At 65.1% G+C, this 13,084-nt stretch carries 17 protein-coding genes; 3 read left to right on the top strand and 14 right to left on the bottom strand.

Annotation, left to right across the window (positions count from 1 at the left end; genetic code table 11):
* Nucleotides 1-13: 13 nt before the first annotated feature.
* Genes virB10 through EZH22_RS32140 form a run of 12 tightly spaced genes read right to left on the bottom strand, consistent with a single transcriptional unit; the run spans nt 14 to nt 9,095 of the window.
* Nucleotides 14-1,183, bottom strand: coding sequence for a type IV secretion system protein VirB10 (virB10, locus tag EZH22_RS28455; RefSeq protein ID WP_203193662.1), 1,170 nt, complete (start codon nt 1,181-1,183; stop codon nt 14-16).
* Between the two features lie 9 nt (nt 1,184-1,192).
* Entirely contained in the window at nt 1,193-2,053 is an 861-nt protein-coding gene (virB9, locus tag EZH22_RS28450) for a P-type conjugative transfer protein VirB9 (RefSeq protein ID WP_203193661.1), read from the bottom strand.
* Nucleotides 2,050-2,721 carry a virB8 family protein gene (locus tag EZH22_RS28445; RefSeq protein WP_203193660.1) on the bottom strand — a complete coding sequence of 224 codons (672 nt, stop codon included), beginning with the start codon at nt 2,719-2,721 and terminating at the stop codon, nt 2,050-2,052. Before EZH22_RS28445 ends, virB9 begins: the two co-directional genes overlap by 4 nt.
* Entirely contained in the window at nt 2,721-3,002 is a 282-nt protein-coding gene (locus EZH22_RS32145; RefSeq protein ID WP_231711198.1) for a hypothetical protein, read from the bottom strand. The genes EZH22_RS28445 and EZH22_RS32145 overlap by 1 nt, the downstream gene beginning before the upstream one ends.
* A 39-nt stretch (nt 3,003-3,041) precedes the next feature.
* Nucleotides 3,042-3,974 (bottom strand): type IV secretion system protein, encoded by a 933-nt coding sequence (locus EZH22_RS28440; RefSeq protein WP_203193659.1) that lies wholly within the window; start codon nt 3,972-3,974, stop codon nt 3,042-3,044.
* A gap of 3 nt (nt 3,975-3,977) precedes the next feature.
* Nucleotides 3,978-4,199 carry an EexN family lipoprotein gene (locus EZH22_RS28435; protein ID WP_231711197.1) on the bottom strand — a complete coding sequence of 74 codons (222 nt, stop codon included), beginning with the start codon at nt 4,197-4,199 and terminating at the stop codon, nt 3,978-3,980.
* An 8-nt stretch (nt 4,200-4,207) separates the two neighbouring features.
* A complete protein-coding gene (gene virB5 / locus EZH22_RS28430) occupies nt 4,208-4,903 on the bottom strand; it encodes a P-type DNA transfer protein VirB5 (RefSeq protein WP_203193657.1) in 696 nt (231 codons plus the stop codon).
* The gene (locus EZH22_RS28425) at nt 4,903-7,269 is read right to left on the bottom strand and encodes a VirB4 family type IV secretion/conjugal transfer ATPase (RefSeq protein ID WP_203193656.1); all 2,367 of its coding nucleotides are present in this window, start codon (nt 7,267-7,269) and stop codon (nt 4,903-4,905) included. The genes virB5 and EZH22_RS28425 overlap by 1 nt, the downstream gene beginning before the upstream one ends.
* Nucleotides 7,262-7,600: a type IV secretion system protein VirB3 gene (locus tag EZH22_RS28420; RefSeq protein ID WP_203193655.1), complete on the bottom strand. Its 339-nt coding sequence runs from the start codon at nt 7,598-7,600 to the stop codon at nt 7,262-7,264. The genes EZH22_RS28425 and EZH22_RS28420 overlap by 8 nt, the downstream gene beginning before the upstream one ends.
* 5 nt (nt 7,601-7,605) lie before the next feature.
* Nucleotides 7,606-7,908, bottom strand: coding sequence for a TrbC/VirB2 family protein (locus tag EZH22_RS28415; protein WP_203193654.1), 303 nt, complete (start codon nt 7,906-7,908; stop codon nt 7,606-7,608).
* A 5-nt stretch (nt 7,909-7,913) separates the two neighbouring features.
* A complete protein-coding gene (locus tag EZH22_RS28410; RefSeq protein ID WP_203193653.1) occupies nt 7,914-8,576 on the bottom strand; it encodes a lytic transglycosylase domain-containing protein in 663 nt (220 codons plus the stop codon).
* A gap of 3 nt (nt 8,577-8,579) precedes the next feature.
* Nucleotides 8,580-9,095, bottom strand: coding sequence for a hypothetical protein (locus EZH22_RS32140; RefSeq protein ID WP_231711196.1), 516 nt, complete (start codon nt 9,093-9,095; stop codon nt 8,580-8,582).
* An 89-nt stretch (nt 9,096-9,184) separates the two neighbouring features.
* Here EZH22_RS32140 and EZH22_RS28405 point away from each other — a divergent pair, with 89 nt between their 5' ends.
* On the top strand, nt 9,185-9,538 hold the full coding sequence (locus tag EZH22_RS28405) for a MarR family transcriptional regulator (protein WP_203193652.1): 354 nt from the start codon (nt 9,185-9,187) through the stop codon (nt 9,536-9,538).
* Nucleotides 9,539-10,017: 479 nt separating this feature from the next.
* Nucleotides 10,018-10,932 (top strand): protein-L-isoaspartate O-methyltransferase family protein, encoded by a 915-nt coding sequence (locus tag EZH22_RS28400; RefSeq protein WP_408647654.1) that lies wholly within the window; start codon nt 10,018-10,020, stop codon nt 10,930-10,932.
* 5 nt (nt 10,933-10,937) lie between these two features.
* On the opposite strand, the gene EZH22_RS28395 is transcribed toward EZH22_RS28400, so the two are convergent.
* Nucleotides 10,938-11,231: a hypothetical protein gene (locus tag EZH22_RS28395; RefSeq protein WP_203193651.1), complete on the bottom strand. Its 294-nt coding sequence runs from the start codon at nt 11,229-11,231 to the stop codon at nt 10,938-10,940.
* A 137-nt stretch (nt 11,232-11,368) separates the two neighbouring features.
* Nucleotides 11,369-11,635 carry a type II toxin-antitoxin system prevent-host-death family antitoxin gene (locus EZH22_RS28390; RefSeq protein ID WP_203193650.1) on the bottom strand — a complete coding sequence of 89 codons (267 nt, stop codon included), beginning with the start codon at nt 11,633-11,635 and terminating at the stop codon, nt 11,369-11,371.
* A 354-nt stretch (nt 11,636-11,989) separates the two neighbouring features.
* Between EZH22_RS28390 and EZH22_RS28385 the strand changes: the two genes are divergently transcribed.
* A complete protein-coding gene (locus EZH22_RS28385) occupies nt 11,990-13,015 on the top strand; it encodes an IS110 family RNA-guided transposase (protein ID WP_203193649.1) in 1,026 nt (341 codons plus the stop codon).
* Nucleotides 13,016-13,084 lie beyond the last annotated feature (69 nt).

The following is a 13,084-nucleotide window of genomic DNA, read 5'->3' as shown; positions in this document are numbered from 1 at the left end:
CCCCTCCCCTCGCCTATTTCGTGACGAGCTTGGAGCGCCGGCTCAAGTCTCCGAGCACGCCGCGGTCGTAGATCGTCTTGCGCGGCTCGATGACGCGCAGGCCGTAAACACCCGAGAAATCGAGGTCCCGGGCGACGAAGATCGACACCAACTCGCCCTGGTGCTTCTCCAGCGTCGGCGGGATGTTGATGGATTGCTCGACCGCGATGGCGGCCGCCTGCTGTCCGGCATTGGCGCTGTTCTGGACCTGGATGTCGCCCTGCTGGAGCTGGCCTTGGGCGTAGTTGGCGGCATCGCCGACAATCGAAAGCAGGAGAGCGCTGCCAAAGCGCTCCCACCAATGCGTGTCGACATAGCCGTCCATGCCGGCCCGGCCCAAGGCGTCGGTCGCTGGCGAGGCAAGCGTGATGATCACGCCTTTCGGTGTCTTCGCCCGATTCCACAGCACGAAAAGCCGAGCCTGCCCGCGGCGTAGGCCGCCACGGTACTCGCCCACGACCTGCGTGCCCTTCTCCATCATGACAACGCGGCCGTTGTCCGAGAGCACGTCGCGATTGATGACGCAACTGGCAAAGCCGGGCTGATCCGAGGACAAGGCGGTCTCGAGGACGCACGGGATCGACGTGCCCATGGCGATGATAAAGTCCCGGTTGCCCAGGGTGCCCGCCCGTGACCCCTCAAGGTGGGTCGGCGTCATCATGCGGCCGAAGCGCTGGTCCTCGTTCTCTCCGGGCCCATTGAACCCCCCTCCCCTGCCGTTCAGAGGCACATAGTTGGAGCTGGCGTCAGCTGGAACGCCGGAAGCTTGTTGCCGGTTCTGTGGCCCCCGCTGTGCGCCGAACGCCATCACGGGGGCGCGGCGGGCGGCATCGAGCAACGGGTCTTCCGCAGGCGCGGCTTGCGGGACGACGACCGGTGTTGGCAACTGCACCTGCGGCGCGGCGGGCGGGGCCGCCGGCTGGCGGGCGGGTTCAAAATCCGTCGCCTGCCGGATGACGACGCGCTCCGGCTTCTCATTCTCGGTCTGCGGCCCTCGGTCTCGCATTGACCAAAGCGCGAAGGCAACAAATGCGATGACGGCCAGCACCACCGCGCCGCGCTTCAGCAGCGGGTTGTCCTGCCGTCGGCCGGTGACCGCCTGCCCGCGCTCTCCCGGCACGCCGCTTTCGATTTCGTCCGCCATCGCCCGCCCCTATTGCGCCCTGGGCGCCGCTTGTGGCTTCACGACCCGCTCGACCGAGGGAGATGTCGTGTTGGTGCCCGGGTTGATCCCGACCTGGTCATAGGCCTCGTTGAAGATGCAGAGCACATCACCGCCGCGTCGCAGGATGAACTTGCGGCTGATGGCCTGAACGAGCACCAGGCCGCCCTCGACAGATTTCGGCACGAGGCTCTCGGTCCCGTCCGAGTTCTCCATGTAGATCGCCGGCATCTCCTGATTGCCGGTGAAGGCAAAGGTCGTGAGCTTGCCGTTGTCGTAGACCGCTTCGGGCTCGAGGGCGGCCGAGCCCTGCGCCGAATAGCGCCAGTTTCGCGGGCCATATTGCTCGTGGAAGGTGAGCACCTTGTCGGCATAGCCGGCCCGGGCTGCCTGCGCCCGCGCAGCTGCTTCCTGGCGCCTGCGCTCCGCCTCGTCGGCCGGATAGCGGAACTTCACATAGAAGTAGGTGGGCTGACCCGAGGCGACCGAGCCGTCGCGTACGGTGAGCTCCATCTGATAGCTGCGGGTCGATCCATCGCGCCGCGTCGTCACCACAGAGATGTTCGTCACCGGCTGGTTCTCACGCGGCTTCAGGAACAGGATGTTTCCGGCGGGTGCGACCTCCCAGGCCACCGTGTTGCCGAGCGCCACATGAGCGATTTCCTCGTCCACGGCGAACTCGACCTGAACCGACGAGCGCAGCGAGCCGACGATCTTTGTGATGTTGTAAGGCTCGTAATCGACGAAGCGGACCCGGTTGTCCTGAGGCGCACTGGTGGGCGTCTCCAGTGCATACGCGGACGTCACAAGGCAGACCCAGGCCAGGACGGAGACGAGAGCGGGGCGCTTCAATTGATGGCCTCCGGATCGGCCCGGTATTCGCTCACGACGAACCCGAGGGGATTGACCAGGCGATCCGTCGAGGACATGGGCGCGTTGACATAGGCGAAGGTCAGCGTCGCCACCCAGTGGGTGGTGCGCACATCCTCTCCGCGGGTGACCGTGCGGATGTAGCGGACCGACACCACATGCGGATTGATCAACGAGATCGAGACGATGCTGATCCGGGCGGTGGCGTTGCGCCCATAGATATTCTGCGGCGACTCCGGATTGCTCCCGCGATAGAGCGCGGCGAAGCGCTGCTGCTCCGCCTGGGTGGACAGCAGGGAAACGGTGCGGAAATTCTCTTCCGCCTCGCTCCAGACATAGCTCTCCCGAGCCCGAACGTATCGAGCAGCAAAGTATTTGGTGACGGCCTCGTCATAGGTTCCCGCGGTCGAGGTCAGCGCTGAAACCACGTCGACAATGCCCGTCGAGTTATCTACCCGGACGACAAAGGGCTGCACCGTCTTCAGCGGCGTCAGGCCCGCGACGGCGGCGATGGCTGTGGCCGCGAGAATGCTAGCGACGATTGCCACGAACCAGGCGATCCGCACCGAGCGCTCCGCCCTAATCAAGCGATCCTGGTCGAAGCGCCGCGCCTTGTCGAAGTAGCTCTTGAGGCTATCGTTCGTCACCATCACCCCTGCCCCGCGCAAGATCGATACGAATGGGCGATGTCGAGATGCGCGAATGGCCCAGCCGACGACGGCGATGCCTCTTCGGTGAATGCTGTGGCACCGCCTGCGGCTGCGGGCACGGCCTCGGATTGGCGTTTGGGGCTGCCGCTCTCCTCCCACTGCCACATGGCCCGGTTGAGCGGCCGGCGGGCGTAGCCGCCGCATTTCGGCAAGGGATAGGACAGCGATGCGCATCCGCTGAGGACAGACGCCACGCCAAGCAATAGGAACACACGCAACATCCAACACCCGTCTTTGAATTCTGATCTCGGCAAATCGTGTCAGCTTGCTCCGCCCGATCGGGCGCTGCCGCCAGCGGCGCGGATGCCGCGGCCGATGGCGCGTGCGGCGCGTCTTGTGCTCCGGGCGACCGTGCTCTCATGGGCATCGCGGGCGGTGCCGTAGCCATAGGTCAGTGAAGCCCCGCCTGCCGCCAGCGCGGACGCGATCCCCGGGAGCTGGTAGAAGACGTACAGCGAGGCGAGCGCGATGGCCCCGAGCGCGATCGGCCGCATCAGCACGTCGGCATAGGAGTCCATGGTCGCGAACGTGGCATCGAGGCAGGTCACCAGCAGCGCCCCGACTGCGATGACGAGGACCTGCAGGATGACGAAGTTGGCCATCTGGCCGATCCACGCCTCGGTGAACCGGCGGGTCGACTGGAACATGGCCAGGGCGACGAAGATCGGACCTATGGCCAGGACGATCGCGAGCGCGACCCGCGCATAAAGCGACACCACATAGCCGATCGCAGCGACGATGAAGGTCATGACGATGACCACCAGCCCGGCGGCGCCGGTCAAGACGTCGACGGGCCAAGACCCTTTCGCCCAGATGTCGTTCGCTGATTTCTGGCCCTTGTCGAGGAGGGAATCGAAAGCCGAGGCGCTCGGCGCCGACCCCGTGTTGAGAGCCCCGGAGATCTCGGTGGGCAGGTCCTCGAAGAACACCTTCGTGACGTAAGTCTGATAGTTGGACGCGTTCTGCACGAGCATCAGGATGATGGCCAGCTTCATCGCCCGGAACGCGAACTCCATGATGGGCTCGGGGATCGAGCCGCGCAGGACGAGGAAGCCGTAGATGACAACGTAGAGCGTCAGGGCGACGGTCAGCGGCCCCGTCACCCAGGAGGCGATGCCCGAAGTCCCCGAGCTGATGAAGTTCTCGAGCGGGGCCTTGAACTGGTCGTCGAGGAACGAGAAGACCTGGTACATGCCCTACCCTCCGAGCGCCTTGTTCATCCGCTGGAGGCGGGCTTTGCCGTTGGCTTCGGTCGCATTCTTGCAGTTCGGCGTCTCGGCGAGCGTGCCCGGATTCTCCTGGCACTTCGCCAGCTGCGCGGCGCGCAGGGCGTCGTCGCCGAGATAGTCGCTGACCGTGCGGGTCCCCTCCCCCGGCTCAAGGCACCCGGCAAGAGGAAGCATCAGGAACAGGGCCACGATCCTCCTCATGGCAGCGCCGCCCTCATCGTATCGACGCGCCGGCGCCAGTCCTCGGCCTTGCGCTGGTCGTCCACCTGGGCCTGGGCCTGCTGCACCATGCGCAGGCCCTGCATGCGCACCACATCGATCTGAAGGAACGCCGCCTCCGCCTGAAGCCGCGCCTGCAGATCGGCTACGTCCTTCGAGGTGCCGGCCGACGAGATCTGCTGCCGGAGCTGATCGATTCCCTCGATCCGCTTCGTGGCTGCATCGTAAATCTGCTGGCCAAGGCTCATCTGGCCGGCGTTCTTGTTTTGGATTCGGGACAGCTCCTGCGCGTAGAAATCATTCGCGCTGGTCTGATAGGTGGAATTGGACTGCAGGAACTTCGAGGCGGAATCCCCGAAGGCGCCTGAGCCCGCACCGTTCAGCAGGCTTTCGATCGCATTAAAATCCTGGGGCAGCGCCTTGCGGATCGAGGGGTCGTTGAGCACGCTGGCGACGTCGGCCATGTTCGTCAGCTTGTTCAACGAGCCATAGAGCTGCTGCGCCTGCTGGAGCTGCTGGTTCAAGGTGTCGAGCTGGGATTTGAGCTGCGCGATGCTCTCCAGCTGCTTGGCCAGGGCCGCCTGGTCGATCACCGGAATGCCCTGCGCGTGGGCCGAACTGGCGGAGATGAGAAGCGCGGCCGCGGTCGCCAGCAGCGTGGTTCGTTTTGCCATCAGCCGGGGCTCCTTCTTTGCTGAAACAGTGCGAGCCAGTCCTCCCGGCCGCTGCCGACCTCCGCTCGGATCGCGTCCGCCAGCTCGACATTGGCGGTGCGGCCGGAGAGGACGGCGAGCTCGTCGTCGAAGCCGGTGAGGTTCAGCTCGGCAACGACGCTGTTGTGCCCCTGCTTGACGATGAAGCGACGGCTGTCCGGGGACAGCTCGCGCGCGATGAGCTGATATTCCCGCTCGGTGAGCTTGAAGCCTTCCACGTAATCGGCGTGGCTGCCGCGTGGGTTCGGCATGAAGATCTGGGTCGGGCACTGCTCGATGATGGTGTGGGCGATCGGCGAGGCGATGGCGTCGCGCGGGCTCTGCGTCGCGAATAGCATTAGGCCGCCCTGCTTCCGGATGGTCTTGAGCTTGTTCTGGGCGAGGTCGCGAAACCCCTCGTCCAGCAGTGCCTTCCAGAACTCGTCGATGACGATGATGATGCGGCGCCCGTCGATCAGCTGCTCCACCCGGTGAAACAGATAAGCCATGAGCGGCGTGCGGATCTCCTCGTTGTCGAGGAAGTCCGTCATGTCGTAGCCGAGGAACTTGGCACCGATGCCGATGTCGTCGGTCTCATTGTCGAAGACCCAGCCCAGCGGCCCTCCCCTCTCCCACCGCCGCAGCCGAGCGGCGATCCCCTCAGGGTCGGTGTTGTTGAGGAAGGTACGGAGCGCGCCGATGGTGCGTCGCTGGATAGGCAGGTCCGCGAGCCCATCGATGGCGCCCGCAATGTCGCGCAGCTCGCTGACCGAGAGCTCGCGCGATCTGATCCCCACGAGCTTTGCGATCCATTGCGCGAGGAACACCTTGTTCCCTGGTGTGAGCTCGAGTCCCTTCAGCGGCGCGCAGCCGGTCGGCGTTCCGTTCTTCAGAGGCAGATACGTCCCGCCTGCGGCCCGCACGAAGAGATCGGCGCCACGGTCCTTGTCGAAAAACACCATGTGAGGATCGTGCTTCTCGAGCTGCGAGAGCATGAAGTTCAGGATAACGGTCTTGCCGGATCCAGAGGGGCCGCACACGAAGGTGTTGCCGACGTCGCCGTGGTGGAAGTTGAAATAGAACGGCGAGCCGGAGGCCGTCTTGAGCATGGCGACGGCCGGCCCCCACTCATTGCCGTCCTTCCTGCCCACCGGATAGGAATGAAAGGGTGACAGCGCAGCGAAGTTGCGCGACGTGATCGCGCCAGAGCGGGCCCGGTAGCGGAAGTTGCCCGGCAGCTGTGCCCACCAGGCGGCTTCGAGACCGAGATCCTCGCGCGCCACAACGGCCCCACCGTTGGTCAGGTGAGAACGGGCCTTCGCGAGGTTGTCGGTGAGGCCCTTCACCGACGTGGCGAAGACCGACAGCGTGAGGTGATGTTCGCCCAGCACGAAGCGGTTGGATTCCAGATCATCCAGCGCGCCATCGAGTTCTTCGACCTGCGAGCTCGCCTTGTCGCCGGCGCTCACCATCTGGTTCTGCTTGCGTCCGAGAATGATCCGGGCATCGGCCTTCGAGGCAAAAGCGAAGGACTGCGTCAGGATGAGTTCGAACGGCGTGGTGAGGATGCCGGCGAGCATGCCGGGCCTCGTGCGGGCGGGATATTCCTTGAAGCTGAACACACCCGCATATCGGGTCTCGGCCTCATGGCGGATCTCCACCGTCTCACGCCCAATGATGACGCGGTCGGAATAGATCGCAGATGAAACCCGCCCCTCCGTGAGGGGCACCCGCTCCCGCCGACCTCCGATGATCTGGTGCAGCACCTCGCTCGGCTCGGAAAACAGGAGGCCGTCGTGCTCGTAGAGAGAAAGCACCCGCGGCTGGAAACGCTTGAGGCCGGCGGTCACGTCGGTGACCTTGTCGTGGAGCTGCTTTAGCGCTTCTTCGTCGAGCTCCCGTCCCGCCCTGCGCGCCCTGCGAAGGCGGGACAGGATCTTCGTCATTTTCTCAGCGGGATCGCGGGTTGGATACCAGAGCAGGGTCAGATAGAGATCGTTGCGAAACAGATCCTCCTCCACCATGCGGGCGCGATATTTTGCGTTCAGGGTCGCGGAGAAGGGATTGGTGAACGCTCCATCGGGATAGTCGTTGTCGCGGCGGCGGATGATGTGGGCCCACAGCGCAAGGCGTTCGTCGGCGAGATTGCGGTAGAGGGTGTTGAGGTCGCGGTGAAGACCGTTGAGGTCGAGCGGATCGGCGGTCTCGAACGACACGCCGTCAAGGGCGATCATGACCATCAGCGCTCGGGAATCGAGCGCGATCGTCGTCTCGTCCACGTGGCGGACATACGGGATGAAGGTTTCGGGCTCGAGCTCGCGGGCTTTGATGATGGCGACGCTAGGCAAGGCCGAGGTCCTTTTCGTTGTAGCGCCTCACGAGCTTGAGGGGCGTAAGCGTCGTGCCGGCCCAGAAGCCCCCGTTGCGTGAGCGGCCGCGGGTCTCGACCCACGCCAGCAGGACGCGGAACATGTTGTGGTCGTGCTTCACCAGGGCCTTGAAGATGAGGTGGAACACGATGCCGACCAGGGCGTAGGCGATCGAGCCCGCGAGGATGTAGAGCAGCGTCGTCAGGATGACGTTGATGCCCATGGCCTCCATGGTCACGCCCGCGACCATCGCCGGCCGCGTGCAGGCAAGGAACAGCGTGTCTTCCTCGAGGGGCACCGTCTGCGCCATGACCGTCAGCCGCCGGAGATGGTGCTGACGAGCTCGGCGGCGCCGAAGATGATGCCGATCCCCAGCACCACGTAGGCGGCCTTGCGCAGGTCGAGATAGCCGAACATCCAGGCGATGCCGACGACGATCACGGCGATCGTCGCGAGGAGCTTGGCGACGTTGCCCGTGAGCAGGGTGACGATGTTCTGAAGGACGGTCTCGATACCGCCGGACGCCTGGGCAAATGCCGGCTCGGCCATCCCAATCGCGAAGACGGCGGCCATCAGCATGATGGCTGCAACCGGACGTACGCGCATACTCTCACTCATTCGGCTCACTCCGATTGTTCGTTCTGGAAGACGAGAGCGGAAGACGTCCGCCCTGTCGCAAAGACATCCCAGGGTGCCGGTTTCGCCTCGCGCCGGGAGACGTGTGGCGTGGCAGCCGGCGGCGGCGCCGCAGCTCCCTGCCCCACTCGATCTCTTGTGGCGGACGTGGCGACCGGGTCGATCGTCAGCGAAGCCAGCGTCGGCGCGAGGCGTTTCGCCTCGGCACGCACCTGCTTGTCGTGGCCGACCATCTCGCCGAGGGAGGCGTCGCCGCGGCCGTAATAGGCTTGCAGCATGACGGTGGTCGCCTCGGCCGGGCGGGCACCGCCGCCGATAGCCGTCCGGTAGTAGCGGTCGAGCAATCGGGCGGTCGCCTTGAGGTTCAGGCAGGGATCGAATGCATCGGCAACGGTGAGCGCGAGGCGGCCGAGATCATCGGCATTGATGCCGCCAAGGCCGAGATCGACGTCCTGTCGTTCCGCGATCAGCGTGCTGGCAACCTCGATCGCCTCCGCCTTGCTCTTCGGCGGGTCGCGTAGGGGTGCGCCGCTGTTGATGCGGATGGAAAATGGTGAGAAGCCGCTTTCGAGGTTCACGATCGCCGCGAGGGTCTCGACCTGAACGGTCGGTGCGCATGTCTGCGCGAGGTCTGTGAATGCGACGGGCATAGCCTAGAACCACACCCGCTGCGTCCCGACTCCATGGATCATCACATCGACGAAATTGGGTTGCGGCCGCAGAACTGGGGGCATCGTTAGATAGGCCATGCACTGCCTCTGCCCGCCGGCGGAGACCCAACGAGGCGTTCCGTTGCCGGCGCTTGTCGCGCACTGGCTGCCGTCCACGGCTTGGCGGGAACCCGACACGCAGGCCGCTTCTTGCCCCTGGGGTCCGAACCGGGTGGTGAGGCGGTAGCCAGCCTCGCAAGAGTACGGTTCGTATCCAGGCCTGGAGGCCTGGAATCCGACTCCACTGCAGGTGGGAAAGGGGCGTCCTCTGGCGAGTTCGTTCCAAAGCCTCTGAACGGGAGGGACGCATTCGGCGAACTGCATGGGACCGCCTGGATTTGAAAGGCAGAGAAGAACCTGGCAGCCCCAATCGTCAGCTCGCGCTTTACTGCTGGAAATGCAGTAGGATGACAGCAATACGAATGCGCAGGAAAGCGCTCTGGCAGTAGGGGAATTCATGCCTTCCACCCTCCCGAAACGGTCCCGGAAAGGCTTTGCGGCCGCAATCTCATACCCGGTTAACTATCATATACAGAGCAGTTAAGCCGATGCCAAGAGCACTCGATGCCGAATGGCACAGCCTCTCGTTCTCGGCGCTTATCCTGCGGCTGATCCTCGACAATCCGCTCGACGATGAGACCCCGCAGTCGCGCTTGAAGCAAATCGGAATGATGAGCGTCCTGTATTATATGCACCAGGGCAATCAACGCCTGACACTGACGAATATAATTGAGGTGACGTCGCTAACACGCGGTGGTGTCACGGAGACGATTGATCGGCTTGTCAGTCGCAAGATCTTGACGGACGCGATGGTAAAAAACTCGATGGGGCGAGGGCAGGCGCGCGAATTCAAGATTGCGCCCGATATCTTCAAGAGGCTCCGCAACCTGCAGGGCGGCTGATGGGCGGCTCACATGGCGGCCAAGAATCGGTACCGCCCCAAACTATCGCGTTTGTGATAGTATGATGCCCTGGTCGAGAGCGGTCGGTGCTCGGTGATACGGCCGAATCGCACGTAGGCAGCTCTTGGCGGGCGAGACCAAGGGTCGTCCGAACCGGGGGGCGTCTGTTGGGCCCCTCCCCTCCTCTCCCCTTCCGGCCTGGAGCAGAGCCCGAGGAACGGTTCGTTGCGGCCGTGCGCTGGCGCGGGTTGAAGCGTCGATGAAGCAATCACGTGAGTGGCTTCCGTCATATCGACATCCAATCTCGCGTACATCTCGCTATCGATAACTGCCCCTTATCGGCTGTCATGGACAGCCGCCGGCAAATCGGCGATTCTCGTGGCCTGGAGCCCAAATATTCGCGCCCGCCGGCGCCGAGATAGGCCAGAGGACGCCGCCTGCACGCCTCCTCCCCGCTTCCGGACGAGATCCAATCCGCCTTGTCGGCCGCGGCGCTCGCCGTGGTGCGGCGGGCCTATGCCCGCCAGATGCTAGCCATCCTCGGCGTCGACAACGCCGCAATCGAAACCGCCTTTGCGACCGTACGGCGCGAGGCGTTCCTGGGGCCGCCGCCGTGGACGGCATCGTCGCCCTTCGGCGGCTACCGGCAGATTCTCGGCACTGATCCGGTGGTTCTCTACCAGGACCTCGTCGTCGGCCTCGACCCCGCCCGGGGCGTCAACAATGGCAGCCCGTCGCTGCACGCGAAGCTCCTCGAGGCGCTCGGGCCGAAGCCCGGCGAGCATATCGTCCATGTGGGTGCCGGTGCCGGCTACTACAGCGCGGTTCTGGCCGAACTGGTCGGTTCCGCTGGCCAGGTCACGGCGGTCGAGTTCGACCCTGCTCTAGCCAGGCGCGCTGCAGCGGCGCTGTCCGGTCGCCCAAACGTGCGCGTCGTCTGTGATGACGGCAGCCGCTGGCCCGAAGCGCCGGCCGACGGGGTTTACGTGAACTTCGCCGTCTCCCGTCCCGCCGATCGCTGGATCGAGGGCCTGTCGCCAGGGGGGTGCCTGGTGGTCCCGCTCGGGGTGCCTGGTCCCCAGCGTCCCAATTCCGGTGGCCGGCACAGCGCGCGTGGCGCGGTGCTGCGGATCGAACGGCGCGGCGCCGGCTTCGCGGCGCGCGCCATTAGCCCGGCCTACTTCGTCTGCGCCGAGGGCGCGGTTGGCGCAGCCGATGCGGCGGACGTCGAGCGCCTGCGCCAAAGCTTCGAGGATGGTGGCCTTGATAAAGTGCGCAGTTTGATTTGGAAGCGCCCTGCCCCGCCCGATCGCTGCTGGCTCGCGGGCGCGGATTGGGCGCTCTGCGAGGAGGAGGCGGGCGATGCGGGAGCTGACCGCATCTTGGCCCGGTGAGCGCCTCACTCCGTGCGCGGCACCCGGCGCAGGCGGCCGGCCTTGGCGAAATCCCGCAACTTCTCGCGCGCGGCCGTGGCGAGCTTCGGCGGCAGCGGCCCGTACCAGATGCTCGGCAGCGTCTGGCCGCCGGCGGCGCGCAGATCAGGCCCCGGCCAGGCGAACACGTTTGCCTCGTTGCAGACAATCCACGAGCGCTGCGCGTCGAGGCCGAGACGCGTTTTGGTCACCGCCGGGATCTCGATCGCCGTCTCGGGGTCGACCGGCGGGCTGTGCGTCACCGGGACGACGATCGCCACGATGCGGTCACCGTCGCGGCGTGTCGCCGCGACCAGGGCGCAGGGCCGGTTCTTGATCCCCTCTTCTGCCCCGCGACCGTGCTCGTCGGCTCAGAGATAGCTGTAGCTGAGGAGCCAGCCGACCTTTGGCTCAAGGCTCACTTCGCCTCGAGCTCGGCGTTCAGATGCTCGTATCCGGGCGCCATTTCGCTCGCTTCGAGGGCGGCGATGTCCTCGTCGGTCAGATCCTCGGCCCGCACCGCCCGGCGATCGCGGGCGCGCAGCCGCTCGTATTCGTCATACGACAGCACGACGTTGCGCGGCCGGCCGTGCTTGGTGATCAGCACCGGCTGGCTGAGCGAGCGGTCGAGCGCCTCGCCGACGCGATCCTGGAATTCGCTGGCGCTGAGTGTGACGGGTGCCATGAGAAATCTCCGTTTCCGCCAAAATAGCGATTTCCCGGATAAAATTCAAGAATGGCTGCCCACTGCCGATTGGGCGCACTCCTCCATCGTCATGACAATGGGTAGCTTGATCCCGAGACCACGAAACGTCACCCTCGAACAACGCCCCGCTCGGCGTCTACGAGGTGGTCGCCTTCCTCTGGATCAGGTGGTCGCCTTCGCGCGGATCAAGCGGTCGGCTTCGCCGGATTCTCCAGCAGGTCCGCTCATCGTGTGCACGGACGCGCCAGCGGCGCAGTGATTATGGGATGGCCCGCCCCACTCGGCAGCGGTCGGTTACGATCGCCTTTGAGAAACGAGGAAGGGAGCGGACCGATGTCTATCGTGGTGCTCGGAATTGATCTCGGCAAGAACGTGTGCAGCCTGGCAGGGCTGGACGAAACGGGAGCCGTGGTGCTGCGTCGTCGGATGAAGCGGGACGGCGTCGTCGATTTCGTCGCGAAGATGCCGGCGCTGATCGTGGCGATGGAAGCCTGCTGCGGGGCTCATCATCTCGGCCGGGTTCTGGCTGGCAAGGGACACACGATCCGGCTGATGTCTCCGGAATATGTGCGCCCCTATGTAAAGTCGAACAAGAACGACGATCACGATGCTGCGGCGATCGCGGAAGCCGCGACGCGGCCCACCATGCGCTTCGTCCCGGTCAAGAGCGAAGAGCAGTCGGACATCCAGTCCCTGCACCGGGCCCGCTCGCGATTGGTGTCGGAGCGCACGGCCCTGATCAACCATCTGCGCGCCCTGCTGCTGGAGCGCGGCATCGTCGTGGTGCAGGGGCGGCGCAAGCTGGAAGATGCTCTCAGCGTTTTCGCCGATGAGGAGGCCGGCAGGCTGTCACCGCGCATGCGCCAGCTGGTGGAGGACCTGAGGGCGGAATGGCGTGGCCTCGACGAGAGAATCGCGGCCTTCGATGCGGAGTTCATGGCGATGGCACGTGAGGATGCGCTCGCCCGTCGTCTTTCGACGATCCCAGGGATCGGGCCCATCAACGCCACGGCTCTTGTGGCGGCGGTCGGGGCCGCGCAGAGCTTCGGGCGAGGCCGAGACCTTGCCGCATGGCTGGGGCTCGTCCCGCGGCAGGCGACGACGGGCGGCCGGCCGAAACTGCTCGGCATATCCAAGCGCGGCAACCGACAGCTGCGGGCAAACCTGATCCACGGGGCCAGAGCGGTACTGCCGCGCGTGCTTACTCAGGACACACCTTTGGGTCGATGGGCGCGCAGCTTGTCGATGCGGGCGCACAAGAACATTGTCGTGGTGGCGCTGGCCGCCAAGCTGGCGCGCATCGCATGGGCAGTGCTGCACACGGAGCGAAGCTTCGATCCAGCGATTGCAGCGGGTTGAGAGAAATTCCGGCCAGGCGCTTCTGGCCGGACCATTGTGCGGGTGGTGGACAGAAGATGGCCTGACAGT

Source organism: Xanthobacter dioxanivorans (genome assembly GCF_016807805.1).
GTDB lineage: Bacteria > Pseudomonadota > Alphaproteobacteria > Rhizobiales > Xanthobacteraceae > Xanthobacter > Xanthobacter dioxanivorans.
This window is presented reverse-complemented; position numbering and strand designations above follow the sequence as displayed.

Bases quoted from the DNA above. Each gene is read 5' to 3' on its own strand.
- virB10 (WP_203193662.1), bottom strand. From the start codon at position 1,183: ATGGCGGACGAAATCGAAAGCGGCGTGCCGGGAGAGCGCGGGCAGGCG.
- EZH22_RS28445 (WP_203193660.1), bottom strand. From the start codon at position 2,721: ATGGTGACGAACGATAGCCTCAAGAGCTACTTCGACAAGGCGCGGCGC.
- EZH22_RS32145 (WP_231711198.1), bottom strand. From the start codon at position 3,002: ATGTTGCGTGTGTTCCTATTGCTTGGCGTGGCGTCTGTCCTCAGCGGA.
- EZH22_RS28440 (WP_203193659.1), bottom strand. From the start codon at position 3,974: ATGTACCAGGTCTTCTCGTTCCTCGACGACCAGTTCAAGGCCCCGCTC.
- virB5 (WP_203193657.1), bottom strand. From the start codon at position 4,903: ATGGCAAAACGAACCACGCTGCTGGCGACCGCGGCCGCGCTTCTCATC.
- EZH22_RS28420 (WP_203193655.1), bottom strand. From the start codon at position 7,600: ATGGCGCAGACGGTGCCCCTCGAGGAAGACACGCTGTTCCTTGCCTGC.
- EZH22_RS28415 (WP_203193654.1), bottom strand. From the start codon at position 7,908: ATGAGTGAGAGTATGCGCGTACGTCCGGTTGCAGCCATCATGCTGATG.
- EZH22_RS28410 (WP_203193653.1), bottom strand. From the start codon at position 8,576: ATGCCCGTCGCATTCACAGACCTCGCGCAGACATGCGCACCGACCGTT.
- EZH22_RS32140 (WP_231711196.1), bottom strand. From the start codon at position 9,095: ATGAATTCCCCTACTGCCAGAGCGCTTTCCTGCGCATTCGTATTGCTG.
- EZH22_RS28405 (WP_203193652.1), top strand. From the start codon at position 9,185: ATGCCAAGAGCACTCGATGCCGAATGGCACAGCCTCTCGTTCTCGGCG.
- EZH22_RS28390 (WP_203193650.1), bottom strand. From the start codon at position 11,635: ATGGCACCCGTCACACTCAGCGCCAGCGAATTCCAGGATCGCGTCGGC.
- EZH22_RS28385 (WP_203193649.1), top strand. From the start codon at position 11,990: ATGTCTATCGTGGTGCTCGGAATTGATCTCGGCAAGAACGTGTGCAGC.